This window comes from Sinorhizobium chiapasense, assembly GCF_045277575.1.
In the GTDB taxonomy this organism is placed as follows: domain Bacteria; phylum Pseudomonadota; class Alphaproteobacteria; order Rhizobiales; family Rhizobiaceae; genus Ensifer; species Ensifer chiapasense_A.
Genome location: NZ_CP144206.1, coordinates 2,118,579 through 2,140,616, shown reverse-complemented (window position 1 = coordinate 2,140,616; position 22,038 = coordinate 2,118,579). Strand labels below are relative to the sequence as shown.

The 22,038-nt window shown below is 63.3% G+C and carries 17 protein-coding genes; 5 read left to right on the top strand and 12 right to left on the bottom strand.

Annotated elements, in window-relative coordinates; translation table 11 throughout:
* Positions 1-2 precede the first annotated feature (2 nt).
* Genes QM996_RS28670 through QM996_RS28655 form a run of 4 tightly spaced genes read left to right on the top strand, consistent with a single transcriptional unit; the run spans position 3 to position 3,929 of the window.
* A complete protein-coding gene (locus QM996_RS28670) occupies positions 3-314 on the top strand; it encodes a (2Fe-2S)-binding protein (protein ID WP_334197247.1) in 312 nt (103 codons plus the stop codon).
* Complete coding sequence (locus QM996_RS28665) at positions 311-1,717, top strand: FAD/NAD(P)-dependent oxidoreductase (protein WP_334197246.1); 1,407 nt, start codon at positions 311-313, stop codon at positions 1,715-1,717. The genes QM996_RS28670 and QM996_RS28665 overlap by 4 nt, the downstream gene beginning before the upstream one ends.
* Entirely contained in the window at positions 1,714-2,856 is a 1,143-nt protein-coding gene (locus tag QM996_RS28660; RefSeq protein WP_334197245.1) for an NAD(P)/FAD-dependent oxidoreductase, read from the top strand. The genes QM996_RS28665 and QM996_RS28660 overlap by 4 nt, the downstream gene beginning before the upstream one ends.
* Before the next feature lie 17 nt (positions 2,857-2,873).
* On the top strand, positions 2,874-3,929 hold the full coding sequence (locus tag QM996_RS28655; protein ID WP_334197244.1) for an ABC transporter substrate-binding protein: 1,056 nt from the start codon (positions 2,874-2,876) through the stop codon (positions 3,927-3,929).
* 77 nt (positions 3,930-4,006) lie between these two features.
* Here the strand turns inward: QM996_RS28655 and QM996_RS28650 are convergent, their stop codons facing one another.
* Together QM996_RS28650 and QM996_RS28645 are read right to left on the bottom strand one after the other, a co-directional pair.
* Positions 4,007-5,743 (bottom strand): peptidoglycan D,D-transpeptidase FtsI family protein, encoded by a 1,737-nt coding sequence (locus tag QM996_RS28650; RefSeq protein ID WP_334197243.1) that lies wholly within the window; start codon positions 5,741-5,743, stop codon positions 4,007-4,009.
* Between the two features lies 1 nt (position 5,744).
* Positions 5,745-8,198: a penicillin-binding protein 1A gene (locus QM996_RS28645; protein ID WP_334198702.1), complete on the bottom strand. Its 2,454-nt coding sequence runs from the start codon at positions 8,196-8,198 to the stop codon at positions 5,745-5,747.
* A 317-nt stretch (positions 8,199-8,515) separates the two neighbouring features.
* On the opposite strand from QM996_RS28645, the gene QM996_RS28640 reads away from it, so the two are divergent.
* Positions 8,516-9,439 (top strand): LysR substrate-binding domain-containing protein, encoded by a 924-nt coding sequence (locus tag QM996_RS28640; RefSeq protein ID WP_334197242.1) that lies wholly within the window; start codon positions 8,516-8,518, stop codon positions 9,437-9,439.
* A 268-nt stretch (positions 9,440-9,707) separates the two neighbouring features.
* Here the strand turns inward: QM996_RS28640 and QM996_RS28635 are convergent, their stop codons facing one another.
* From QM996_RS28635 to QM996_RS28590, 10 genes are all read right to left on the bottom strand, one after another.
* Complete coding sequence (locus QM996_RS28635; protein WP_334197241.1) at positions 9,708-11,252, bottom strand: SpoVR family protein; 1,545 nt, start codon at positions 11,250-11,252, stop codon at positions 9,708-9,710.
* A gap of 11 nt (positions 11,253-11,263) precedes the next feature.
* On the bottom strand, positions 11,264-12,583 hold the full coding sequence (locus QM996_RS28630; protein WP_334197240.1) for a YeaH/YhbH family protein: 1,320 nt from the start codon (positions 12,581-12,583) through the stop codon (positions 11,264-11,266).
* A gap of 25 nt (positions 12,584-12,608) precedes the next feature.
* Positions 12,609-14,558, bottom strand: a complete 1,950-nt coding sequence (locus QM996_RS28625; protein WP_334197239.1) for a PrkA family serine protein kinase — start codon at positions 14,556-14,558, stop codon at positions 12,609-12,611.
* Between the two features lie 431 nt (positions 14,559-14,989).
* Entirely contained in the window at positions 14,990-16,681 is a 1,692-nt protein-coding gene (gene lhpI, locus QM996_RS28620) for a cis-3-hydroxy-L-proline dehydratase (RefSeq protein ID WP_334197238.1), read from the bottom strand.
* Entirely contained in the window at positions 16,678-17,679 is a 1,002-nt protein-coding gene (locus QM996_RS28615; RefSeq protein WP_334197237.1) for a 4-hydroxyproline epimerase, read from the bottom strand. Before QM996_RS28615 ends, lhpI begins: the two co-directional genes overlap by 4 nt.
* 13 nt (positions 17,680-17,692) lie before the next feature.
* A complete protein-coding gene (locus QM996_RS28610) occupies positions 17,693-18,940 on the bottom strand; it encodes an NAD(P)/FAD-dependent oxidoreductase (RefSeq protein WP_334197236.1) in 1,248 nt (415 codons plus the stop codon).
* A 7-nt stretch (positions 18,941-18,947) separates the two neighbouring features.
* On the bottom strand, positions 18,948-19,670 hold the full coding sequence (locus QM996_RS28605; RefSeq protein WP_173519532.1) for an amino acid ABC transporter ATP-binding protein: 723 nt from the start codon (positions 19,668-19,670) through the stop codon (positions 18,948-18,950).
* The gene (locus QM996_RS28600; protein ID WP_334197235.1) at positions 19,663-20,313 is read right to left on the bottom strand and encodes an amino acid ABC transporter permease; all 651 of its coding nucleotides are present in this window, start codon (positions 20,311-20,313) and stop codon (positions 19,663-19,665) included. The genes QM996_RS28605 and QM996_RS28600 overlap by 8 nt, the downstream gene beginning before the upstream one ends.
* Positions 20,314-20,326: 13 nt before the next feature.
* The gene (locus tag QM996_RS28595; RefSeq protein WP_334197234.1) at positions 20,327-20,992 is read right to left on the bottom strand and encodes an amino acid ABC transporter permease; all 666 of its coding nucleotides are present in this window, start codon (positions 20,990-20,992) and stop codon (positions 20,327-20,329) included.
* A 72-nt stretch (positions 20,993-21,064) separates the two neighbouring features.
* Positions 21,065-21,871, bottom strand: a complete 807-nt coding sequence (locus QM996_RS28590; RefSeq protein ID WP_173519535.1) for an ABC transporter substrate-binding protein — start codon at positions 21,869-21,871, stop codon at positions 21,065-21,067.
* Positions 21,872-22,038 lie beyond the last annotated feature (167 nt).

The window sequence follows — 22,038 nt, the reverse complement described above, 5'->3', positions numbered from 1 at the left end:
TGATGTTGATGCATCCGTTGCTCCGGCGGCGCTACCGCCTGGACGAGACACCCGTGCCCTTCATGCTCAACGGAGCGCCCGAAACCGGGCGCCGCGGCGACACGGTGCTGACCGCAATCCTCTCGGTCAGCGGCCGCCTGAGAACGAGCGAATTCACCGGCGAAGACCGGGCGGGCTTCTGTCTGATCGGCGCCTGCCAGGATTGTTACGTCATGTTGGCGGATGGCAGCCGCGTCCGGGCGTGCAGCACGGCGCTTGAGCCCGGCATGGCTTTCATCACCGATCTCGACGCGATGGTGGAGTGCGGCCCATGAGTGAGCCGCTGCAACCGGTCATCGTCGGCGCCGGACCGGCGGGCATTCGGGCCGCCGAGCGTCTCGTCCGTGCAGGGCTGAGACCAATCGTGCTCGACGAGGGATCACGCGCCGGCGGCCAGATCTATCGCCGCCCGCAGATCGAGGACGGGCGTTCCTATCGCAGCCGCTATGGTTCGGAAGCCGGCAAAGCGAGAAAGCTCCACGAGAGCTTCGAGGCGCTGCTGCCCGAAATTGACTACCGGCCCGAAACGCTCGCCTGGAATGTTTCCCCGCCTGAGCGTGGCAATCAGCTCGATGTTCTCTCGGCCAGCGTTCATCGCCAGATCGGCTTCTCGCAGCTGCTCCTCTGCACGGGGGCGACCGATCGCGTGCTGCCGTTCCCGGGCTGGACGACATCAGGCGTCTATACGCTCGGCGCCTCGCAGACGGCATTGAAGGCGCAGGGCTGCACGATTGGCGATCGCATCGTCTTCATGGGCTCCGGGCCGCTGCTCTATCTCGTCGCCTGGCAATATATGAAAGCCGGCGCGCGCGTCGAAGCGGTCCTTGATACTGCGCCCTTCACATCGAAGCGGCACCTTCTGTCGCTTGCCGTTCGGGCACCCCGGATCGTCGGGCTCGGTCTCCTTTACGGGCTGCAGCTCAAACTTGCCGGTGTGAGGATCCATTACGGCGTAAGGCCCGAGGCGGTTCTCGGCAAGGGCCAAGTCGAGGGTCTGCGTTTCCTCCGGCGGACGCCTGTGGGCGTGGCGAGCGAGACGATTTCCTGCGACGCGCTCGCCTATGGTTTTGCGCTCCGTCCGGAAACCCAACTTGCCGATCTTGCCGGTTGCCGTTTCCGCTTCGACGAGCGCGACCGCACCTGGCTGCCGGAACGCGACGCTCTGGGCCGCACGAGTCGGCCGGATGTCTATGTCGCCGGTGACGGCAGCGGCATTGCTGGCGCCGATGCTGCAGAGATTTCGGGCGAACTCGCGGCGATGGCCCTTCTTGAGGATAGGGGGCAAGCATCGGCGGCGGATGCGGCGCGCCTGGTAGCGGCGCGCGACGCGATCCTGCGTCAGCGCGATATCCTCGAACGCGCCTTTCCCTTCCCGGACGATTGGTTCGAGACCGTACCGGACGAAACGACGCTCTGCCGGTGCGAGGAGATCACCATTGCCGAAGGACGCCACGCCATTGCGAGCGGGGCCGTCACCGAGATCAACCGCCTGAAGGCGCTGAGCCGTGTCGGCATGGGCCGCTGCCAGGGGCGGATGTGCTCTGCTGCCGCGGCCGAACTCTTGAGCGGCACCTGCGGTACCTCCGCAGATAAGGTTGGCCGTCTGCGCGCACAGGCGCCGGTCAAGCCGATCCCGCTTGGCTTCGGCGCTGGCCTTGAAACGGAGGCTCGCCCATGAGCCGACGTATCTCCGTCGACGTCGCGATCATCGGCGGCGGGCTGGTCGGCAGCTCCGCAGCGCTCGCGATGCGCAAGGCCGGGCTTTCCGTCGCGCTCATCGACAAGGGCTATTGCGGCGCCCAGGCCAGCGGCGTGAACTATGGCGGCGTACGCCGGCAGGGTCGCCTTCCCGAGCAATTGCCGCTTTCGCAGCGGGCGCACCGCATCTGGCCGCAACTGAAGGCGATGATCGGCATCGATGCCGAATATATACGCTCCGGCCATCTGAAGCTTGCCCGCACCGAGAAGGATTTCGCCAAGCTCGAAGCCTATGCCGAGACGGTCAGGGACTATGGCCTTGGCCTCGAACTCATCGCCGGTTCGGCGTTGGAGCGCCGATTTCCCTGGCTTTCGGCGAAGGCGGCTGGCGCGTCGCTCTGCCCCGAGGACGGCCATGCCAATCCGCGCCTCGTTGCGCCCGCCTTCGCCCGAGCCGCTGAGCGTGCCGGCGTGGCAGTGCTGGAATTAACGCCAGTGCGCGAGGTCGTAGCGACCGGCAACGGCTTCGAGATCCTCGCCGGCGACGGCATCGAGATCCATTGCCGGCAACTGGTCAACAGCGCTGGCGCCTGGTCCGATCGTTTCGCGGCCCAATTCGGCGAAGCGGTGCCGCTCACACGCATCTACCCGTCGATGGTCGTGACCGAGCCGCTGCCGCAACGCCTGCCTGTCAGCATGGGCGAGCAAGGCGGGAGCTTCTACGGCCGGCAGGTGGCACGCGGCAATTATGTCATGGGCGGCGGCCGCGGCCTGCCGCTGGCCGATCCCGATTATTCACGCCCGTCGGTGACTGCGGCCTCCTCGGTCATGCAGCGCGCCATCGCGCTCTTTCCGCATCTCGCCCATGCCCAAGTCATCCGCTTCTGGTCCGGCACCGAGGCCGAGATGCCCGACGGCAACCCGGTCATCGGCCCGAGCGAAACGACATCGGGCCTCTTCCACGCCTTCGGCTTCTGCGGCGCCGGGTTCCAGACCGCGCCCGCCGTCGGCGCGGTGCTTTCGGAGCTCGTCACCGAGGGCCGGAGTACCACGCCCATTGAAGCCTTTTCCATTGGCCGCTTCCGCAAGGTGACGGCCGAGACTGCAGCCTCGTTGTAAACAGAAAGGGGAATACCATGATCGACCAACGGCTTACCAAAACCACCGCGCTCGCGGCTCTGGCCTTTGTCCTGCAGCACAACGCCGCGTCGGCAGAAACCAAGACGCTCTATATCGGCATGAACGGCGGCAACTTCGAGCGCGCCTATACCGAACACGTGTTGCCGCCGTTCGAGAAGGCGAACGACGTCAAGGTCGTCGTCGTGCCCGGCACCTCGGCCGACATTCTCGCCAAGGCAACCGCCGCCAAGGACAATCCGCAGATGCATGTCATGCTGCTCGACGATGGCGTGATGGTGCGCGCGATCGGCGGAGGCCTCTGCCAGAAGATCGCTGCCGATCCGGTGCTCGACCAGGTTCAGCCGGCCGCTCGCCTGAAGGACGACATGGCCGTGGGCGTCGACATGGGCATGACCGGGCTCGCCTATAACAAGAAGCTTTTCGACGAGAAGGGTTGGCCGGCGCCGACTTCGTGGATGGACATGGCCGATCCGAAGTTCGAAAACGCCGTCGTCTTCCAGTCGGCTTCCGCATCGAGCTTCGGCCTGCATGCCTTCCTGATGTTCAACCGCATCCAGGGCGGTGACGAGACCAATGTCGAACCCGGCTTCGAAATGTTCTCCGACACGATCGGCAAGAACGTCATCGAGTTCATCCCGAGCTCGGCCAAGATCTCCGAGATGGTGCAAACCGGCGAGGCCGCGATCTTCCCGTTGACCCCGACGGCCGTCAACAACCTGAAGGACAAGGGCATCCCGGTCGAATACGCGCAGCCCAAGGAAGGCTCCGTGGTGCTCGCCGTCACCGAATGCGTGATTGCCAACAACAGCGAACCGGAACTCAGCCAGAAGCTCGCTCACTACCTGCTTTCGGCCGAGGCGCAGAGCCTGGCGCTCGACCACGGCAACATCATCCCGTCGAACATCAATGCCAAGGCCGGCACGGAGGCGGCGAACGAGAAGCTTGCAACCTTCAAGGCCAACATGCAGACCGCCAAGGTTCTCGATTGGGACGCGATCAACCAGAACCGGCAGGAATGGAACAAGCGCTGGAATCGCATGATCGAAAGGTAAGTATCGACTAACCGTTATTTGCATTTGCGCACGCCCTCGTGGAAAACGCGGGGGCGTTGCCATTGCGGGATGGCGCATCAAAGCGCGCCGTCGATCGGAGAACTGTCGCGCTCGCCCTCGCCAGCCGATGACGGAAAGAGCTGGGAACCGAAGACCCCCTGGCTGCTGATCTCGGGAAAGCCGACATCGGCGATCTCGAAATCGGGCATCAATGCAAGCATCGGCAGAATGCGCTCGAAAACGGCGCCGCCAAGCGGTACCGCGTTCCATCCCGACGTGCGGAAACCGTAGGTCTCTGGCAGGCCCTTGGGTTCATCCAGCAGGGTCAGGAGCAGATAGCGCGGCTTGTCCACTGGAACGATGCCCATGAAGGATGTGATGTTGAGCTCCTTCGAGTAGCGGCCGCCGATCACCTTCTCCGCAGTGCCGGTCTTGCCGCCGATGAAATAGCCTTTGACCTCCGCTTTCTTCGCCGAGCCGGTCTTGGCGTTGAGCCGCAGCAGGTAGCGAAGCGCCTCGCCGGTCTCCGGCTTGATCAGGTCGTGGGCCAGCAGGCGATCTTCGAGCGGTGCACCCTTGATCAGCGTCGGCCTTATGAGACGGCCGCCATTGACGAGCGCCGCAACCGCGATGCTCGCCTGCAGCGGCGTGACGGCGATGCCGTGGCCGTAGGAGGCGGTCGCCGTATCGACCTCTCCCCAACGCCGCGGCAGTTGCGGATGGGCGCTTTCCGGCATTTCCGTCGTCAGCCGCGACATCTGGCCGAAGCGCGTCAGGAACGTGCGCAGGTTTTCGGGACCGATCGCGATCGCCATCTTCGCCATCGAGATGTTTGACGAGTAGATAAACGCTTCCGGCAGCGTCAGCGGCCGGTACTGGCCGCGGTAGTCGTTGATGCGGAAGCGGCCGAAGGCGAGCGGCTTGCTGGCGTCGACGACGGAGCGGAGGGTGAACTTGCCGGAATCGAGCGCCATTGCCGTCGTCAATGCCTTGAAGGTCGAGCCCATCTCGAATGTAGCGGCGGCGATGCGGTTGATGCGGTCGGGTTTCAGCGCGTCGACCGGCAAGTTTGGGTCGAAGTCCGGGTAGGAAACAAGCGCCAGAATCTCGCCATTGCTGACATCGAGCACCAGGCCGGCTCCCGCCTTGGCGCTGAACTTGACGATCGCCTTGCGAAGCTCGGTCTCGAGCGCATGCTGGATGCGGATGTCGAGTGTGAGGTTCACCGGCTCGAGGTTGCGGTGGGAGAGATCCATGCCGCTCTGGCGCAAGACCTCCAGCCCCTGTCCCTCGATCCAGCGCTCGATTCCGGCAATGCCGATATTGTCGATATCGACGGTGCCGAGCACGTGTGCGGCGAGCGAGCCGTTGGGATAGAAGCGCTGCTTCTCGCGCTGGAAGCCGATGGCCGGAATGCCGGCGTTCCAGACCGCCTGTTCCTCCGCCGGCGTTACCTGCCGCTTGATCCAGGCGAAGGCCGCGCCGCTCTTCAGCCGTCGATAGAGGTCACGCCGGTCGATGTCGGGGAAGATCGCGGTCAGCTTCTCGACGGCCTCGTCGACATCGACGATCAGCCGCGGTTCGGCATAGAGCCCGGAACCCGGTACGTCGATCGCCAGAAGATTGCCGTTTCGGTCGAGGATCGATGGACGGCCGAGGCTGGGTGGCGGCGGAATATAGCCGGTTCGCTCGTAGTCTGCGACGCCAAGCTGGACGAGGCGCGCGAGCGTGAGCCCGAAGACGAGCGCGAAAGCGCCGATGACGAAGAGCAATCTGCCGCGACGATCCGGGTGGGGCTGAACCTGGCGTGTCATGTCAGTAGAGCCCATTGCTGCTGGTGAGAAGCTTTTCACGCAGTTCCGGCGAGAGGTCGGCGCCGGCGGTTGCCGACGTGGTCGCCGTCTCGAAACCGTCGATGACGGGGCAGCCGCCGGCGCAGGGTGCAGTTCCTGGCTTGAACGCTTCGAGAATGGCCCCGGGCGTGCCCTCAGCCACCGGTTGGCCGCTCTTCCTGTCGATTGCCTCGACCGTCATGCCTGATGGCGCATGGAAATCCGCCGCCGGACGTCCCTGAAGCGCCACCTTCATGAAATCGATGAAGATCGGTGCGGCGAGGCCGCCGCCGGTTTCGCCGTAGCCCATCGGCTTCGGCGTATCGTAGCCGAGGAACACACCAGTCACGATATTCGGGGTGAAACCGACGAACCAGACATCCTTTTCGTCGTTCGTGGTGCCGGTCTTGCCGGCAATCGGTACGCCGAGGGTGCCGACATTCCTGGCCGTCCCCCGCTCGACGACGCCGCGCAGCATCGAGGTCACCTGATAGGCTGTCATCGGATCGAGCACGTAGTCGCGATCATCGACCGGGACAGGCTCTTCCTGGCCGTTCCAGTCGGAGGCGTTGCACTCGTCGCAGCGGCGCTGGTCGTGGCGAAAGATCGTGCGGCCGTAGCGATCCTGGATACGATCGACCATCGAGGGCGCAACTGCCTTGCCGCCATTGGCGATGACGGCATAGGCGGAGACCAGCCGCAAGAGCGTCGTTTCGCCGGCGCCGAGTGACATCGGCAGGTATGGTTTCAGGTCGTCGTAAATGCCGAAGCGCTTGCCGTAGTCCGCCACGAGATCCATGCCGAGATGGCGGGCGAGGCGCACCGTCATCAGGTTGCGGCTATTTTCCAGCCCCACGCGCAAGGTCGAAGGACCGCTGAAGCGCCCGTCATAGTTCTTTGGCTTCCATGTCCTGCCGCCGCCGTCGGCAAGCGCGATCGGCGCGTCCATCACCAGCGTCGTCGGCGCATAGCCGTTGTCCAGCGCCGCGGCATAAACGAAGGGCTTGAACGACGATCCCGGCTGGCGATAGGCTTGGGTCGCGCGGTTGAATTCCGACTGGGCATAGGAAAAACCACCGGCGACCGCGAGCACGCGGCCGGTATTCGGATCCATGGAAACAAGCGCACCCTGAACGAGTGGCGGCTGCCGCAGGACATAGCCGTCCTCCTGGTTCTCCACATAGACGACGTCGCCGGGCGACAGAACGCCGTCGATCCCTTCAGCGCAGTTCAGCTTTGCCTTGACCGAGCGGCAGAGCGCCCAGGTGGCGCCCCGGCGGTCGAGACGGATCGTTTCTGCCGCGGTGGTCCCGTTTGACGGTGCGGCCTCGGGACGGAGCCCGATTTCCGCGTCCGCCTTCCCTGCGGCAAGGACCACGCCCAGCCGCCACTCCGGTACGTCGGAAAGCGGCCGGAGCTTGATGAGCGCGGAAGCCCAGTCCTCGGTTGCGGGGAGCTTGGCGACCGGGCCGCGGTAGCCTTTCGCCTGATCATAGGCGATGAGCCCCCTGCGCAGCGCCCTCATCGCAGCCTCCTGCAATCGCGGGTCGAGCGTCATGCGCACCGAATAGCCGCCCCTGTAAAGTGCGGCCTCGCCATATTGGCCATTGAGCTGGCGGCGGACCTCTTCGGTGAAATAGTCGGAACTTGCGATCGCGGACGAAGGCTGGCGTTGCTTGACGCCGAGCGGGGCGGCGGATGCCCTGGCGGCAGTCATGGCATCGATGACACCGTTCTGACGCATCTGGTCGATGACCCAGTTGCGGCGGCCCATTGCGCGTTCCGTCTGGTGATCGGGATGGTAGTTGTTGGGTGCTTTCGGCAGGGCTGCGAGGAAGGCTGCCTCCGAAACCGAGAGCTCGCTTACCGGCTTGTCGAAATAAGTGAGTGCTGCCTGTGCCACGCCGTAGGCGCCGCGCCCAAGATAGATGTCATTGAGATAGAGCTCGAGAATGCGGTCCTTGGAATAGCTCTGGTCGATCCGCAGCGAGAGGATCGCTTCGCGTAGCTTGCGCTCAACCGTTCGGTCGGAAGACAGGAGGAAATTCTTGGCGATCTGCTGCGTGATCGTCGAGCCGCCGATCATGCGCCGGCCGGAACCGTAATTGGCGAGATTGGACAGAAGCGCCGTGCCGATGCTCGCAACGTCGATACCGGGATGGAGGTAGAAATTCTTATCCTCGGCCGAAAGGAATGCCTGGCGGATACGCGCGGGGATCGCGCCGATCGGCAGGAAAAGCCGGCGTTCGCGCGCGAGTTCTCCGACCATCGTACCGTCGCCGGCATAGAGGCGAGTGGTGACCGCGGGTTCCCAGCCGGCAAGCGTGCGGTGATCGGGCAGGTGTCGCGTCAGCGCCGCGACGATCGCGGCCGCCGCGAGCGCGACGACCGTCGCGAGATTGAGGGATGTGCCAAGTAGACTTGCGATGAACTTCATAAGGGCGGAACGGACCTTTGGGGCAATAGGATAGCCCGGCCGGCACGGATGCCCGTGCGGCGCGCGGCCAATCTGGAACGGCATTTGGATTCGCCGGCATCCGAGATGCCGGCTGTGGAGCGATGCGGGCGGGCGCTATGGCCAGGTAAAGCGACGCATGGGATCGATCCCGGTAAGCGGCGTGGTCGGCCGCACCTTCCCGAGCTGATGCTGCCGAGCGACAGCGGCGTCAGCCGATGAAGTTCACCGTAAAGGGATTGTGCCGGAGCAACAAACCACGTTTATTTGCGAGACCCATTAGATGAGTTAGGGCATTCATGGTCAGGCCATATCTTCCGCTCAATGCGCTGCGCGCCTTCGAGGCATCGGCGCGGCATCTAAGCTTCACCCGCGCGGCGATCGAACTCTGCGTGACGCAAGCCGCGGTGAGCCATCAGGTCAAGCTGCTCGAAAGCCGACTGAACGTCACCTTGTTCAAGCGGTTGCCGCGCGGACTGATGATCACGGCAGAGGGCGAGGCATTGCTGCCGGTGCTGCGCGATTCCTTCGACCGGATGGCGGATATGCTCGAGCGCTTCGAGGCCGGCCATATCCGGGAGGTGCTGATGATCGGCGCCGTCGGCACCTTTGCCGTCGGCTGGCTGTTGCCGCGGCTTGCCGACTTCCAGGCCAAGTATCCGTTCATCGATGTTCGGCTTTCGACCAATAACAATCGGGTCGACATGGCGGCAGAAGGCCTGGATTTCGCCATCCGCTTCGGCGGCGGCTCCTGGCACAATATCGAGGCGACCCGGCTGTTCGAGGCGCCACTTTCCGTGCTCTGCATTCCTGAGATCGGCGATCGGCTGAAGACGCCCGCCGATCTCCTGAACGAAACGCTGCTCAGGTCCTACCGGGCCGATGAATGGGTGAACTGGTTCGACGCAGCCGGCATTGCCTATCCGGCGCCGCTGCTGAAAGGCATCGTCTTCGATAGTTCGCTCGCGATGATGGAGGCGGCGGCCCAGGGGATCGGCGTCGCGCTCGCGCCACCGCTGATGTTCTCGCGGCTGTTGTCCAACGGCACGATCCGACAGCCGTTCGACGTTCACACCTCGATGGGAAGCTATTGGCTGACACGGCTGAAATCACGGCCCATCACACCGGCGATGAAGGCGTTTGGCGAGTGGCTCGGTGCCGCGGCGGCGCAGGAGGCCGCGGCCTTGCCATCGCCTCCGGCACAAGAAGTGCTCGCTGGCTGAAGCCGAAGATCTGTTCCTCCTACGGCGCCGCGCGTCTTATCAGACGCGCTGCGTCGTTAAATCGAAGTCGATTTAAAGAAGCGTGCAGTAGGCGCCGGGTTGCGCTCCGCGGAGCGGTTTCACGGTGCTGGCGCAGCCCGCGAGCCATCGAGGTCGTCACAAGACCAAATAATTCTAATGCCTGCCCTGAGTTCTTGTGATGCCCGTTTTGATGGCCCTCCCGCGCGCCTCGGCCGGCACCTGCGGCGAAAAGCCGTTCGCGTCTTGCTCAGGCGTTTTTTGCCGTCGAACATTCATACACTGTGCGCCCCGTTTGCGGGTCGACGCCGGCGAGGCTGACTTCGTAGCCCCAGAGGTGGCGTACATGGCGCAGCGTCGCGTCGCGGCTGCCTTCCTCGAGCAGGATTCCGCTCTTCACATTGTGTTGCAATCGAAGATGCCGGTCGCCGAGGAGATCAACGTCCATCACCTGAATATCGGGCTGGTTTGCGCCGAGGTCGTAACTGTTGGCGAGGGCAGAGCGAACCGCCGAATAGCCGCGTTCGTTGTGGATCGAAGCGACCTCGACAAAACGGTCGGACGCACGGTCTGCGAGGTGGAACAGCCGGAATTTGCGTATCACCGCCGGGCTCAGATATTGCAGGATGAAGGATTCGTCGCGGTGGTTGGCCCAGGCGTCGCGTAGCGTCTCCATCCAGTCGCCGTTGCCGGCAATGGAAGGGAACCAGTCGCGGTCCTCGTCCGTCGGCTCGGTGGCGATCCGCTGGATGTCCTGCATCATTGCGAAGCCGAGCGCATAGGGATTGATCCCAGGATAGCGCCGGTCGTCGAAATCCGGCTGGAAGACGACGTTGGAGTGGCTCTGCAAGAGCTCCAGCATGTGGCCCTCGCCAATCCGGCCCTGGTCGTAGAGCCGATTGATGATGGTGTAGTGCACGAAGGTGGCACAGCCTTCGTTCATGACCTTCGTCTGCCGCTGCGGGTAGAAATATTGCGCGATGACCCGGACGATCCGGAGCAGCTCCCGCTGCCACGGTTCCAGGATCAGGCTGTGCTTCTCGAGAAAATAGAGCAGGTTCTCTTCCGGCAGGTTCAGCACTTTCTTGCGCTCGGAAGCGTCCCGCTCGGCGTCGGCCGGGTCATGGCTCTCGGCCGTCTGCGGCAGCGTCCGCCAGAGATCGCTATAGGTCTGTTCCTCATATTCCAGCCGCTCCCGCGCCCGTTCCCGAACCTTTTCGGAGGAGAGCCGCGGCGGCCGGCGATAGCGGAAGACGCCCTGGTCCATCAGCGCGTGAGCGGAATCGAGGATCGCCTCGACCGCGGCAGTTCCGTGCCGTTCCTCGCATTTGGCCACGTATTTCTTGGCGAAATCCATGTAGCTCAGAATGGCTCCGGCATCGGTCCACTGGCGGAAGAGGTAGTTGTTCTTGAAGAAATGATTGTGGCCGAAGGCTGCGTGCGCCGTGACCAGCGCTTGCATCGCCATCGTATTCTCTTCCATGAGATAGGTGATGCAGGGATTGGAATTGATCACCAGCTCATAGGCAAGGCCGCGGTGGCCCTTGCGATAGTGGTGTTCCTCATAGGCGAAGCGCTTGCCGAAAGACCAGTGCTGGTACATGAGCGGCATGCCGACCGAAGAATAGGCGTCGAGCATCTGCTCGGAGGTGATGATCTCCAGCTGGTTCGGGTAGACGTTGAGGCCCATTTCCTCGAGCGCGACTTGCTCGATCGCGTCATAGGCACGGGAAAGCGTCACGAAATTCCAGTCCGAGCCCTGGAACAGGAGACCTGAAGTCGCACGTCGAGCCATCCGGTCGTCCCTCATTTCCGGGTGCGTGTGGCCGGCTGCCGGGCAAAGAGCCTGCGGAAGACCGGGTAGATGTCGGCGGGCTTGGCGATCCGGGTCATCTGGAAATTCGACTTCTCGCCATCCACCGTGCGATAGGCGCGCCAGAGCGCGGTGCCGTTGTCCGTCGATCCGAAGATTTCCGTCTCGCGCTCGTCGATGATCTCGACATAGGCGTAATACTGGCAGAGCTTCGTCAGCTTCTCCCGGAGCAGCGCGGCGCAATGCTCGCTGTCGCCGATGATGTTGTCGCCGTCAGAGGCCTGCGCCGCATAGATGTTCCAGATCTGCGAGGGGTAGCGTTCCTCGATGACCCTGATCATCTCCTCGAGCGCGGTCGAGACGACCGTGCCGCCGCTTTGGGTACTGTAGAAGAACGTCTCCTCGTCAACCTCGCGGGCTTCGTCCGTGTGGCGGATGAAGACGATGTCGATCCGTTCGTAACGCCGCTTCAGGAACAGGTGCAGAAGCACGAAGAAGCGCTTGGCGAGGTCCTTCTCGCGTTCGCCCATCGAGGCCGAGACGTCCATCAGGCAGAACATGACCGCATTGGCGTTCGGCAGCGGTTGCGCTTCAAAGCGGTTGAAGCGGATGTCGACGGGGTCGACATAGGGTATGCGACGTCGCTTGCGCTCGATCCTCTCCAGTTCGCTGCGAAGCTCGCTGAGCCTTTGGCGGTCTTTCGGTGAAAGCTCCGGCGTCGCTTCCAGTCGCGCGATCTCCTCGGCGATGGCGGTCAGTTCCTTTTCCTTCGGTCGATGCAGCGCCAGGCGTCGGCCGAAGCTGTTGCGCATGGTCCGCCCGACATTGATGTTGGTCGGCGTGCCCGCGGTGGCGAAGCCTGCGCGACGCGGTTTGAACAACACCGTTTCCTTGAGGCTGAGCTTGACCATGTCGGGCAGTTCCAGATCCTCGAAGAAAAGATCGAGCACCTCTTCGCGTGAAAGGACGAACTGGAAGTCGTCTTCGCTTTCTCCGGTCCCGGGGCGCCCCCGGCCGCCTCCGCCCCCGCCTGCTTCCGGCTTCGGCAGGCGGTCGCCTGCCGAAAACTGCTTGTTGCCGGGAAGCACATAATTGCGTTCGCCGCTGCCACGGGCCGGCTGGAACGTCGGCTCGTTGGCGCCATCCGTCGGCATCGGCACGCCGTGGGCGGCATCGACGTCGATGATCCTGTCGGTTTTGACCTGTTCCTTGATGACCCGCTTGAGTTCTTCGCGGGCCCGTTTCAGAAATCGCTGTCGGTTGCCGAGGCTCTTGTCCTTCGGATTGAGCCGCCGGTCGATGAAATTCGGCATATACCAATCCCCTGCTTCGGCATCGTCAGCCCGCCTTGTTGACCCGCATGTACCAATCGACTAGCCGCCGGACCTGACGCTCGGTGTAGCCGCGCTCGGTCATGCGCTGGACGAATTCGGCATGCTGCTTCTCGGTGGCGCTGTCCTTCTTCGAGCCGAAGCTGATGACCGGCAGCAGGTCTTCGACCTGGCCGAACATGCGCTTCTCGATCACGTCGCGAAGTTTCTCGTAGCTCGTCCAGGAGGGGTTGCGCCCATGATTCTTGGCGCGGGCGCGCAGGGTGAACTTCACGACCTCGTTGCGGAAATCCTTGGGATTGGCGATGCCGGCCGGTTTCTCGATCTGCGACAGTTCGCTGTCGAGGATCTCGCGATTGAGGATCTGCCCGGTGTCGGGATCCTTGAAATCCTGGTCTTCGAGCCACGCGTCGGCATAGGCGATATAGCGGTCGAACAGGTTCTGGCCGTATTCGCTATAGGATTCGAGATAGGCCTTCTGGATCTCGTGACCGATGAATTCGGCGTAACGGGTGGCAAGCTCGGACTTGATGAAGTCGAGATAGCTCGCTTCGGTCTCCTTCGGGAACTGTTCGCGGCGGATCGCCTGTTCCAGGATATACATGAGGTGCACGGGATCGGCCGCAACCTCCTTGGTGTCGTAGTTGAAGGTCTCGGACAACACCTTGAAAGCAAAGCGGGTGCTGATGCCGGTCATGCCCTCGTCGACGCCGGCGGCGTCGCGATATTCCTGAACGGACTTCGCCTTGGGATCGGTGTCCTTCAGGTTCTCGCCGTCGTAGACGCGCATCTTGGTGTAGAGCGGCGAGTTCTCGTGGCGGGCAAGGCGTGTCGATACGGTGAAGCGGCTGAGGCATTCGAGAACTTCCGGTGCGCAGGGGCTCTTGGTGAGCTCGCTTTCGCGCAGCAGCTTCTCATAGATCTGTCGTTCCTCGGTGACGCGCAGGCAGTAGGGAACCTTGACCACCAGGATGCGGTCGAGGAAGGCCTCATTGTTCTTGTTGTTCTTGAACTGCAGCCATTCGGATTCGTTGGAGTGTGCAACGACGATGCCCTGATAGGGAAACGCGCCGAAGTTTTCGGTGCCGTTGTAATTGCCTTCCTGTGTCGCCGTCAGCAGCGGATGCAGGACCTTGATCGGCGCCTTGAACATTTCGACGAATTCGAGCAGGCCTTGCGTCGTGCGGTTGAGGCCGCCGCTGTAGGAATAGGCATCCGGATCGGCCTGGCTGTAGTGTTCGAGCTGGCGGATATCCACCTTGCCGACCAGCGAGGAAACGTCCTGGTTGTTTTCATCACCTGGTTCAGTCTTGGCGATCGCGACCTGGCGCAGACGCGACGGCGTCAGCTTGACGACGCTGAACTTGGAGATGTCGCCGTCAACCTCGTCGAGCCGTTTCGTTGCCCAGGGAGAAATCAGGCCGGTGAGACGCCGCCGTGCGATGCCGTATTTGTCTTCGAGGAGATCGGCCATCCGGTCGGGATGGAAGAGACCTAGCGGCGATTCGAAGACCGGGCTGATCTTGCCGCCGACTGCGAGCGTGTAGATCGGCTGCTGTTCCATCAGTTTCTTGAGACGTTCGGCGAGCGACGACTTGCCGCCGCCGACCGGCCCGAGCAGGTAGAGGATCTGCTTGCGCTCCTCGAGCCCCTGGGCGGCATAGCGGAAGTAACCGACGATCCGTTCGATCGTATCCTCCATGCCGTAGAAGTCGGCAAAGGATGGATAGATCTTGACGGTCCGGTTTGAAAAGATACGGCCGAGACGTTCGTCCGCGCTGGTGTCGATCAGGGTCGGATCGCCGATGGCAGTGACCATCCGCTCCTGCGCGGTGGCATACATGCTTTTGTCGTCACGACATGCGAGAAGGTATTCTTGAAGGCTGATTTCTTCCTGCGCTGCACTCGTGTAGATCTCGGAGAAGAGATCAAAGACATCGCATTCACTCTTTTGCATCATGCTCTCCCGCGGCCGCTGGCTGAGACGGGGATCGCTGCTTATCGGCTCGCTCATTCGAATAAACGGCGTCCCATGCGCAATGTTCCCTCAGATTACTCGCTTTCTTCTGATTCTCGAAGGGGTTGCTTTCAACGATTGAAAGATCGTGACCGCAGGCTCACGAAATCCTGATCCGGACCGTCGTGCTGGCGCGCCGGCGGAACGTTTTTCTTCTTCTTCGGACGGGAGCTGCGACGGGGTGGTGTTTCTGCAACGTGCGTGGGGGCACTGTGCATGGGGTCTCGATGCGACAGGCGCCGGCGTCGAGCACAGCAGGTGCACGCAGCGATGGGCGGAGCGCCTCCAGCGCCGCGCGTCTTATTAGACTTAGACGCCTCTTCAGTCGGCTACGATCAAGGGAAACATGCAGTAGACTCGAGACAAAGTCGTCAGGACAGCCAGGCCGGCAGTCGCGCCGGCACCTGACCCGTCAGCGCCGCCTCGACGCAATCGGCAAGGCTGCCGAAGCGAACGGCGCGGCCGGAGAGGCCGGGTCCGTAATGGGCATATTTGCCGGAATTGGTCATCAGCGCCCGGGTCTTCGTCGGGAAGACCGGCTCCGAGATCGAGCACCAGCAGAGATCGGGCAGCACCTGAACGCCGCTTGCTTCAAGGCGCGAGAGCAACCCGTCTTCCTTCGCCTCGGCGATCGCGTCGCGTCCGGCCGTCACGATGACGGCGACATCGCTGTGCCGCTTCCGACCGTCGAAGGCTTCGGCCAGCGCGCGGCATTCCTCGAGCGAAGCGTGCGGGCTGCCGATGGCGACGAGCTCGATTTCGGCAGGGCCTTCGTTGAAATGCACCCAGGCTTCGACCATGTCGGCGCGCGTGATCTCCGTGCGGTCGGCATCTTCGGCGGCGGCCCCCTCGGCTTCAGGCGTGACGCCTTCCACATGCAGCATGGGTGCTGCGGACGTCGTGCCGAAAGCGGCGCAGAGCGCCTTGAGGTCGTCGCGGGAGGGCCGTGCGGAAGCAAGACCACGCAGAACCGGGATGCGATCGGGCGCGGCGCGGCCGGCGAGATAACCGATCAGCGGCCAGAAGGCATCGTCGATGTTGTCAGGAAGCTCCACGTCGATGATGCGCTTCGCCTTGCGTTGTTCGTCGAGATAGACGCCGGACAGCGGCGCACGTCCGGTGAGCGCAATGCACAGATCGAGGAAGTCAGGATGCTTTGCCGTGCGTGCGCCAAGCACCGTGTTGGCGAAGATGACAGCGTTGGACTCGGCCCAGGCAATGGATTCGCCCGCCTTCGGCGCGCTGTCGAGCAGGTACGGCGAGCAGGTGAAGGTCGGGCGGCAACCCATGCGCACATAGGCGTCGGCAAGCCTTGCGGCCGGATCGCCGAAGCTCTCCGGCACGCCCTGCGCCTGCCAGTTGGCGCGGTCGACCGAAATCGCGTTCATCGTCGTCGGCACACGGACCTTCGCGCCCATGTCTGCCATCTTCTCGGCGAAGGTGAGGTTCGCCGGGCTCGCATAGATGCAGCCGTCGATGTGGCCTTGCACCACGTTCACGAGCTTTTCCGCACCCTGCTGTGCGGCCATGGCCGAGATGATGCGCATCGCCTGTTGCACTGCGATGCCGTCGCGGCCTTCGAGCATGGCGCGATCGTTCTCGGTGAAATCGAGTGCGGCCGTCGCCGGCGGTTCGACCTGGACCGTCAGGCCGTCGGCCACGATCGTCGTATCGCTGATGCGCGCCGACTTTGCCTGCGAGAGCGCCTTGAAGGCTTCGCGCGAAACCCTGAGTACCGGCAAGGACTTGCCGAACATCTCTGCCGCAATCAGCGCGCCGAGCGTCAGCACGTCCTCGGCTTCGCAAAAGACCAGCGCGGCGGGTGCACGGCCGGTCAGCGCCATGTCGAGCAGAACGCCCGAACCGGTGCAGGAGCCGCGGCTCGACGGCATCATGAGGATACCGCCGGTGAGACAGAGGCCATGCAGCGGATGGTGCACATCGATCACTCGGCCTGTAGCGGGGTCGACCCCACCCCAGAAGCTCAGCGCCTCCTCGGTGGCGATAACAGGGCCATCGGCGGAACCGGTAAGAATGCTGCGGGCGGAGATCGATCGGGTCATTTTACGACAAATCCATGGGCGAAGGGGTCGCGGTCATCGATGAAAATCGTGTTGATGCCGGTCATGCGGGCCCAGCCGGCGATCGAGGGAATGATGGCATCGCGGTCGGCGACCTTGGTCGCTGCCTCGACGCGGCCCTTGAACAGCGAGCCGATGATCGATTCATGCACGAACTCGTCACCGACCTTGAGCTTGCCCTTGGCGGCAAGCTGGGCCATGCGCGCCGAGGTGCCGGTGCCGCAGGGCGAACGGTCGATCGCCTTTTCGCCGTAAAAAACGGCGTTGCGCGCGTGCGCCTCGGCCTGCGTCGGCTTGCCGGTCCACTGGATGTGGCTGAGGCCCTGGATCTCGGGGTGCTCCGGATGGACGAACTCGTATTTGGCGTTCAACGCCGCGCGCAGCTTCGGGCTCCAGCCGACGAGTTCGCCGGCCGTATGATCGGCCATGTCGCGGAAGTTCTTCTGCGGCTCGACGATGGCGTAGAAATTGCCGCCATAGGCGACGTCGACGACGATCTCGCCGAGGCCCTCGACGTCCGCCGTCAGCCCTTCGGCATAGAGGAAGCCGGGCACGTTGGTGAGGCGCACTTCCTCGACGAAGCGGCCCTCCTGGCGATAGGTGATGTCGACCTTGCCGGCCGGCGCGTCGATCGAGAGCTTGCCGGGCTCGCGCGGGGTGATGAGGCCATTCTCGATCGCCATGGTGATGGTGCCGATCGTGCCGTGGCCGCACATCGGCAGGCAGCCGGAGGTTTCGATGAAGAGCACTGCCACATCGCAATCGGCGCGCGTCGGCGGATAGAGGATTGAGCCGGACATCATGTCGTGGCCGCGCGGCTCGAACATCAGGCCGGTGCGGATCCAGTCGAATTCACGCAGGAAATGAGCCCGCTTTTCCAGCATGTTGGCCCCTTCGAGCCGCGGACCGCCGCCGGAAACGAGGCGGACCGGATTGCCACAGGTGTGGCCGTCGATGCAGGAGAAGGTATAGGTGGCCATGGTCGATGCTCTATCAGAACCTTTGAGGCGAGAAGGATTGGATATCGATCGCCGGACGCTGGCCGGTCAGCAGATCGGCAACGAGCCGCGCAGTGCCTGCCGATTGGGTCAGCCCGAGATGGCCGTGGCCGAAGGCGTAGACGACGCGGCCCGTTGCGCGGGCACGGCCGATCGCCGGCAGGCTGTCGGGCAGCGACGGACGGAAGCCCATCCATTGTACGCCGCCGTCGCTCTTGAAGCCGGGCAGGAAGGTCTCAGCCTTCTTCAGCATCGCTTCCGAACGGCGGTAGTTCGGCGGCAGCATCAGGCCTCCGAGTTCGACCGCGCCGCCGACGCGGATGCCGGTTGAAAGTCGCGTGACGACGAAGCCGTGGCCGCCGAAAGTGACCTGCGTGCGCAGGTCAAAGGCGTCCTGCGGAAGCGTGGTGTTGTAGCCACGTTCCGTTTCCAGCGGAATGCGTTCGCCGAGCGTGCGGGCGATCTGGTGCGAGAAGGCGCCGGCCGAGAGCACGACCTGGTCCGCACGCCGCGTCTTGCCGTCCGCCGTCAGCTCCACGCCGCCATCGACCGGCTTCAATGCCGTAACGTAGGCACGCTCGATGGTGCCGCCCTTGGCGCGGAAATGGTCGGCAAGCGCCAGCGTATAGAGCTTCGGATCGGCGATTGAGTACCAGCCTGGGGTGAATGTGCCGTGAGTGAAGCGCGGCGCCAGACCGGGCTGGATCTCGGCCATTTCGGCCGCACCCATATGACGGAATTCGATGCCGTGCTCGGCCCGGGCCCTCCAGCCGGGAAGCGAGGCCTTCAGTTCGGCTTCGCTTTCATAGACCTGGAGATTGCCTTCCTTGCGCAGCATCGGCAGCGTGCCGGTTGCGGCGAGGAAAGGTTCGAGCTCCGCCTTGGAGAGGTCCATCATCGCCGTCTGCGCGGTCGTCGAATGGGCGACGCGGCTTGGCGAGCAGGCGCGCCAGAAGCGGAACATCCACGGAGCGATCTGCGCCGCATAGGCCGGGGGGACGCTCAAAGGCCCAAGCGGGTCGAGTAGCCACTTCGGCGCCTTCTTGAGGATGCCGGGCGAAGCGAGCGGCAGGATGTCGGTGAAGGCGAAGGCCCCGGCATTGCCCGCCGAGGCTCCGGCTGCCGGACCTTCCCGGTCGAGCACGGTGACGGAAAGCCCCCGTGCCTGGGCGGCGATCGCCGCAGAAAGGCCGACAACACCGGCGCCGATGACTATGACGTCAGGCTGAACTGCATCCTTCATGATCGGCTCAGTGCGTTGCTGCCAGGAACTTCTTGAGTTCCGGGTCCTTCGGGGCGCCGAAGAGCGCCTCGGGTGCCGCGATTTCCGCCATCACGCCCTTGTGGAAGAAGGCGACGCGATCGGAAACTTCGCGGGCGAACTTCATTTCATGGGTGACGCAGATCATCGTCATGCCTTCGGAGGCAAGCATGCGCAGCGTGTCGAGCACTTCGCCGACGAGCTGCGGGTCGAGTGCCGAGGTAACTTCGTCGAACAGCATGTATTCCGGCGACATGGCGAGTGCGCGGGCAATTGCCATGCGCTGCTGCTGGCCGCCCGACATGCGGGTCGGGTAGACCGAAAGCTTTTCGCCGAGGCCGACATGGGTGAGCTGCTTGACGGCGATCTCCTCGGCTTTCTCCTTGGAGAGACCGAGCACCTTGCGCGGCGCCAGCATGACGTTTTCGAGCACGGTCAGGTGCGGGAAGGCGTTCCATTGCTGGAAGACGATGCCGACTTTGGCCCTGAGCTTGTTGAGGTCGGTCGACTTGGCGTGGACCTCGGTGCCATCGACCAGAATGCGGCCGGCATCGATCGGTTCGAGGCCGTTGATGCAGGTGAGCAGCGTCGACTTGCCGGAGCCGGAGCCGCCGATGACGGTGACGACTTCACCCTTGTTGACGGTGAGGTCGATACCTTTGAGAACCTCCAGCGAACCGAAGGATTTGCGGACGTTTTGGATCTCAATCATTGGACCACCGTTTTTCAAGGTAACCGCCGAGCCGGGCGATTGGGAAGCTGATGAGGAAGTAGATGGCGCCGCAGATCATCAGGATCAGCAGCGGTTCCTGCAGGCGTGTGACGAGCACCTGCGAGGCGCGCAGCAACTCGATCAGGCCGAGCCAGAGGACGAGTGCCGAGTCCTTCATGACGCCGAGCGTCAGGCCGATCCAGGACGGCAGCGAAACCCGGGTGGCGAGCGGCGCCACGATATAGCGCATGTCCTGCCACCAGGTCATGCCGAGCGAGCGGGCCGCGCGGCGCGTCGTCGGCGGTACCGACGAGATGCCGCCGCGCACGATCTCGGTGCAATAGGCGGCCGTATAGAGCGACAGCACCACGCAGGAGGTCGTGAACGGAGGCCAGCCAAGCTTGGCGATCGACTGGAAGGCGTTGCCGAGTACCAGCTGGATAAGCAGCGGTACCGAGCGGAAGACGTCGAGCACGAAGGTCAAGGGCGCGGCCCAATAGGGGCCGACCTGGTTGCGCACGACGCCGAAGATGACGCCGAGGATCGTGCCGGCGGTAACCGAGACGGCCGTCACTGCGAGCGTCATCAAGGCGCCTTGCAGCAGGAAGCCGAGATCACTTAGGGTGAGGGCGGTGTTGAACATCTCTCACCTCTCCTTAGTAGCGGAACATGCGCGCGGCGAGCGCACGCGCCGCCAGCGTCACGGCCTTGGCGATGACATAGTAAATCACCGCGGCGATGGCGAAGAATTCGAAGGTGCGGAACGAGCGGGCGTTCAGTTCCTGCGTGATGCCGGCGAGATCGGTGTTCATGCCGACAGTGACGCCGAGCGATGTCATCAGGATCGCCCAGACCATCTGGTTCGTGGCCGGCAGGAAGGCAACACGCAGCATCTGCGGCAGCACGATGTAGCGGAAGGCCTGAACCGAGGTCATGCCCAGCGAGCGACCGGCGCGCGTCTGGGTGTCCGGAATTGCTTTGAGCGCGCCGCGGAAATTCTCGGCGAGGTAGCCGGCATTGTTGAAGGCGATCCCGGCGAGCAGCGCCGTATAGGGGCTCAGATGAATGCCGAAATTGCCGAGGCCGAAATGGGCCATGTAGATCTGGAACAGTGCCGGCGTGTTGCGGGCGATCTCGACCCAGGCGGTGGCAAGACCACCGAGGATGCGATTTCCGGACAGGCGGCAGGCCGTCAGCGCCAGCGCCAGTGCCAGGCCGATGACCATCGAGAGCAGAGCCACCTGCAAGGTGACCAACGCTCCATCGAGCATCTGCGGCAGAGCCTTCAGCGCCTGGTTCCAATGGAAGGTATAACTGAACATTGTTCGTCTCACCTCTGCGGAAACGAATAGCGGCGCGAAGCTACACTTCGCGCCGCCAGATGGACGGCCAGATTAGCGGTAAACGCCCTTAGCCGTAAGGTCCGGGAGCTCGCCGCCGACCCACTTTTCGTAGAGCTCTGCGTAGCGGCCGGTGCGGACCTGCTGGTTGATGAAGAGGTTGAGGAAGTTGATGAAGCCGTATTCTTCGCGGTTGGTGAAGAGCGCGACGTAGTCGGTATCGAACGGAGCCTTGCCGACGACGGAGATGCCGGCGAACTTGCCGCCCTTGACGTTGGCCTGGGCAACCGTCGAGGTCGAAACCGTGGCATCGATCTGGCCCTGGCTGAGAGCGAGGAACACGTCGGCCTGGGTCTGGTACGGACGGAACTCACCGGCGCCCCATTCCTTGACCTGCTTTTCGAGCGCGATCGCTTCGAAGGTGCCTGCGGTGGCGCCGACAACCTTGCCCTTCATATCTTCAAAGGACTTGACGCCCGACTTGTCGTTGGCAGTCACGGCCATTTCGAAGGCGAAGTAGGGGACCGTCATGCCGACCGTCTTGGCACGCTCAAGTGTGTCCGAGGTCGAGGCAACGCCGACGTCGACGCGGCCCGACATCAGAGCGGGAATGCGCTCCGGGAACGGGGTCTCGACGATTTCGGCTGTGACGCCGAGTGCCTTGGCCAGATCGTTGCAGTAGTCGACGTCAAAGCCGATCGGATTGTTGTTCTCGTCGCGAGAACCCATCGGCGGGAAGTCGAGCACGACTGCGCAACGCAGCGTTCCCGAGCCAATGACGTCATCCAGCTTGTCCGCATGGGCCTGGCTGGTCAAAGCAGCGGCCGCAACGAGGCCGAGCGCGAGCACCGAAGTCTTCATTCTCTCTCTCCCTGAAATGAGTGCCGTATGAGGCTGAGCCACTATTTCGTTTTAGAGAGCACAAATCAATAGAAAAATACAATTAGTATACAAAAAGTATAAGTTCATAACGCAGGACGTGCGCAAGGTTCCCATTTGTTTCGCCAAATGGGTTCCTTGCGCAGCGA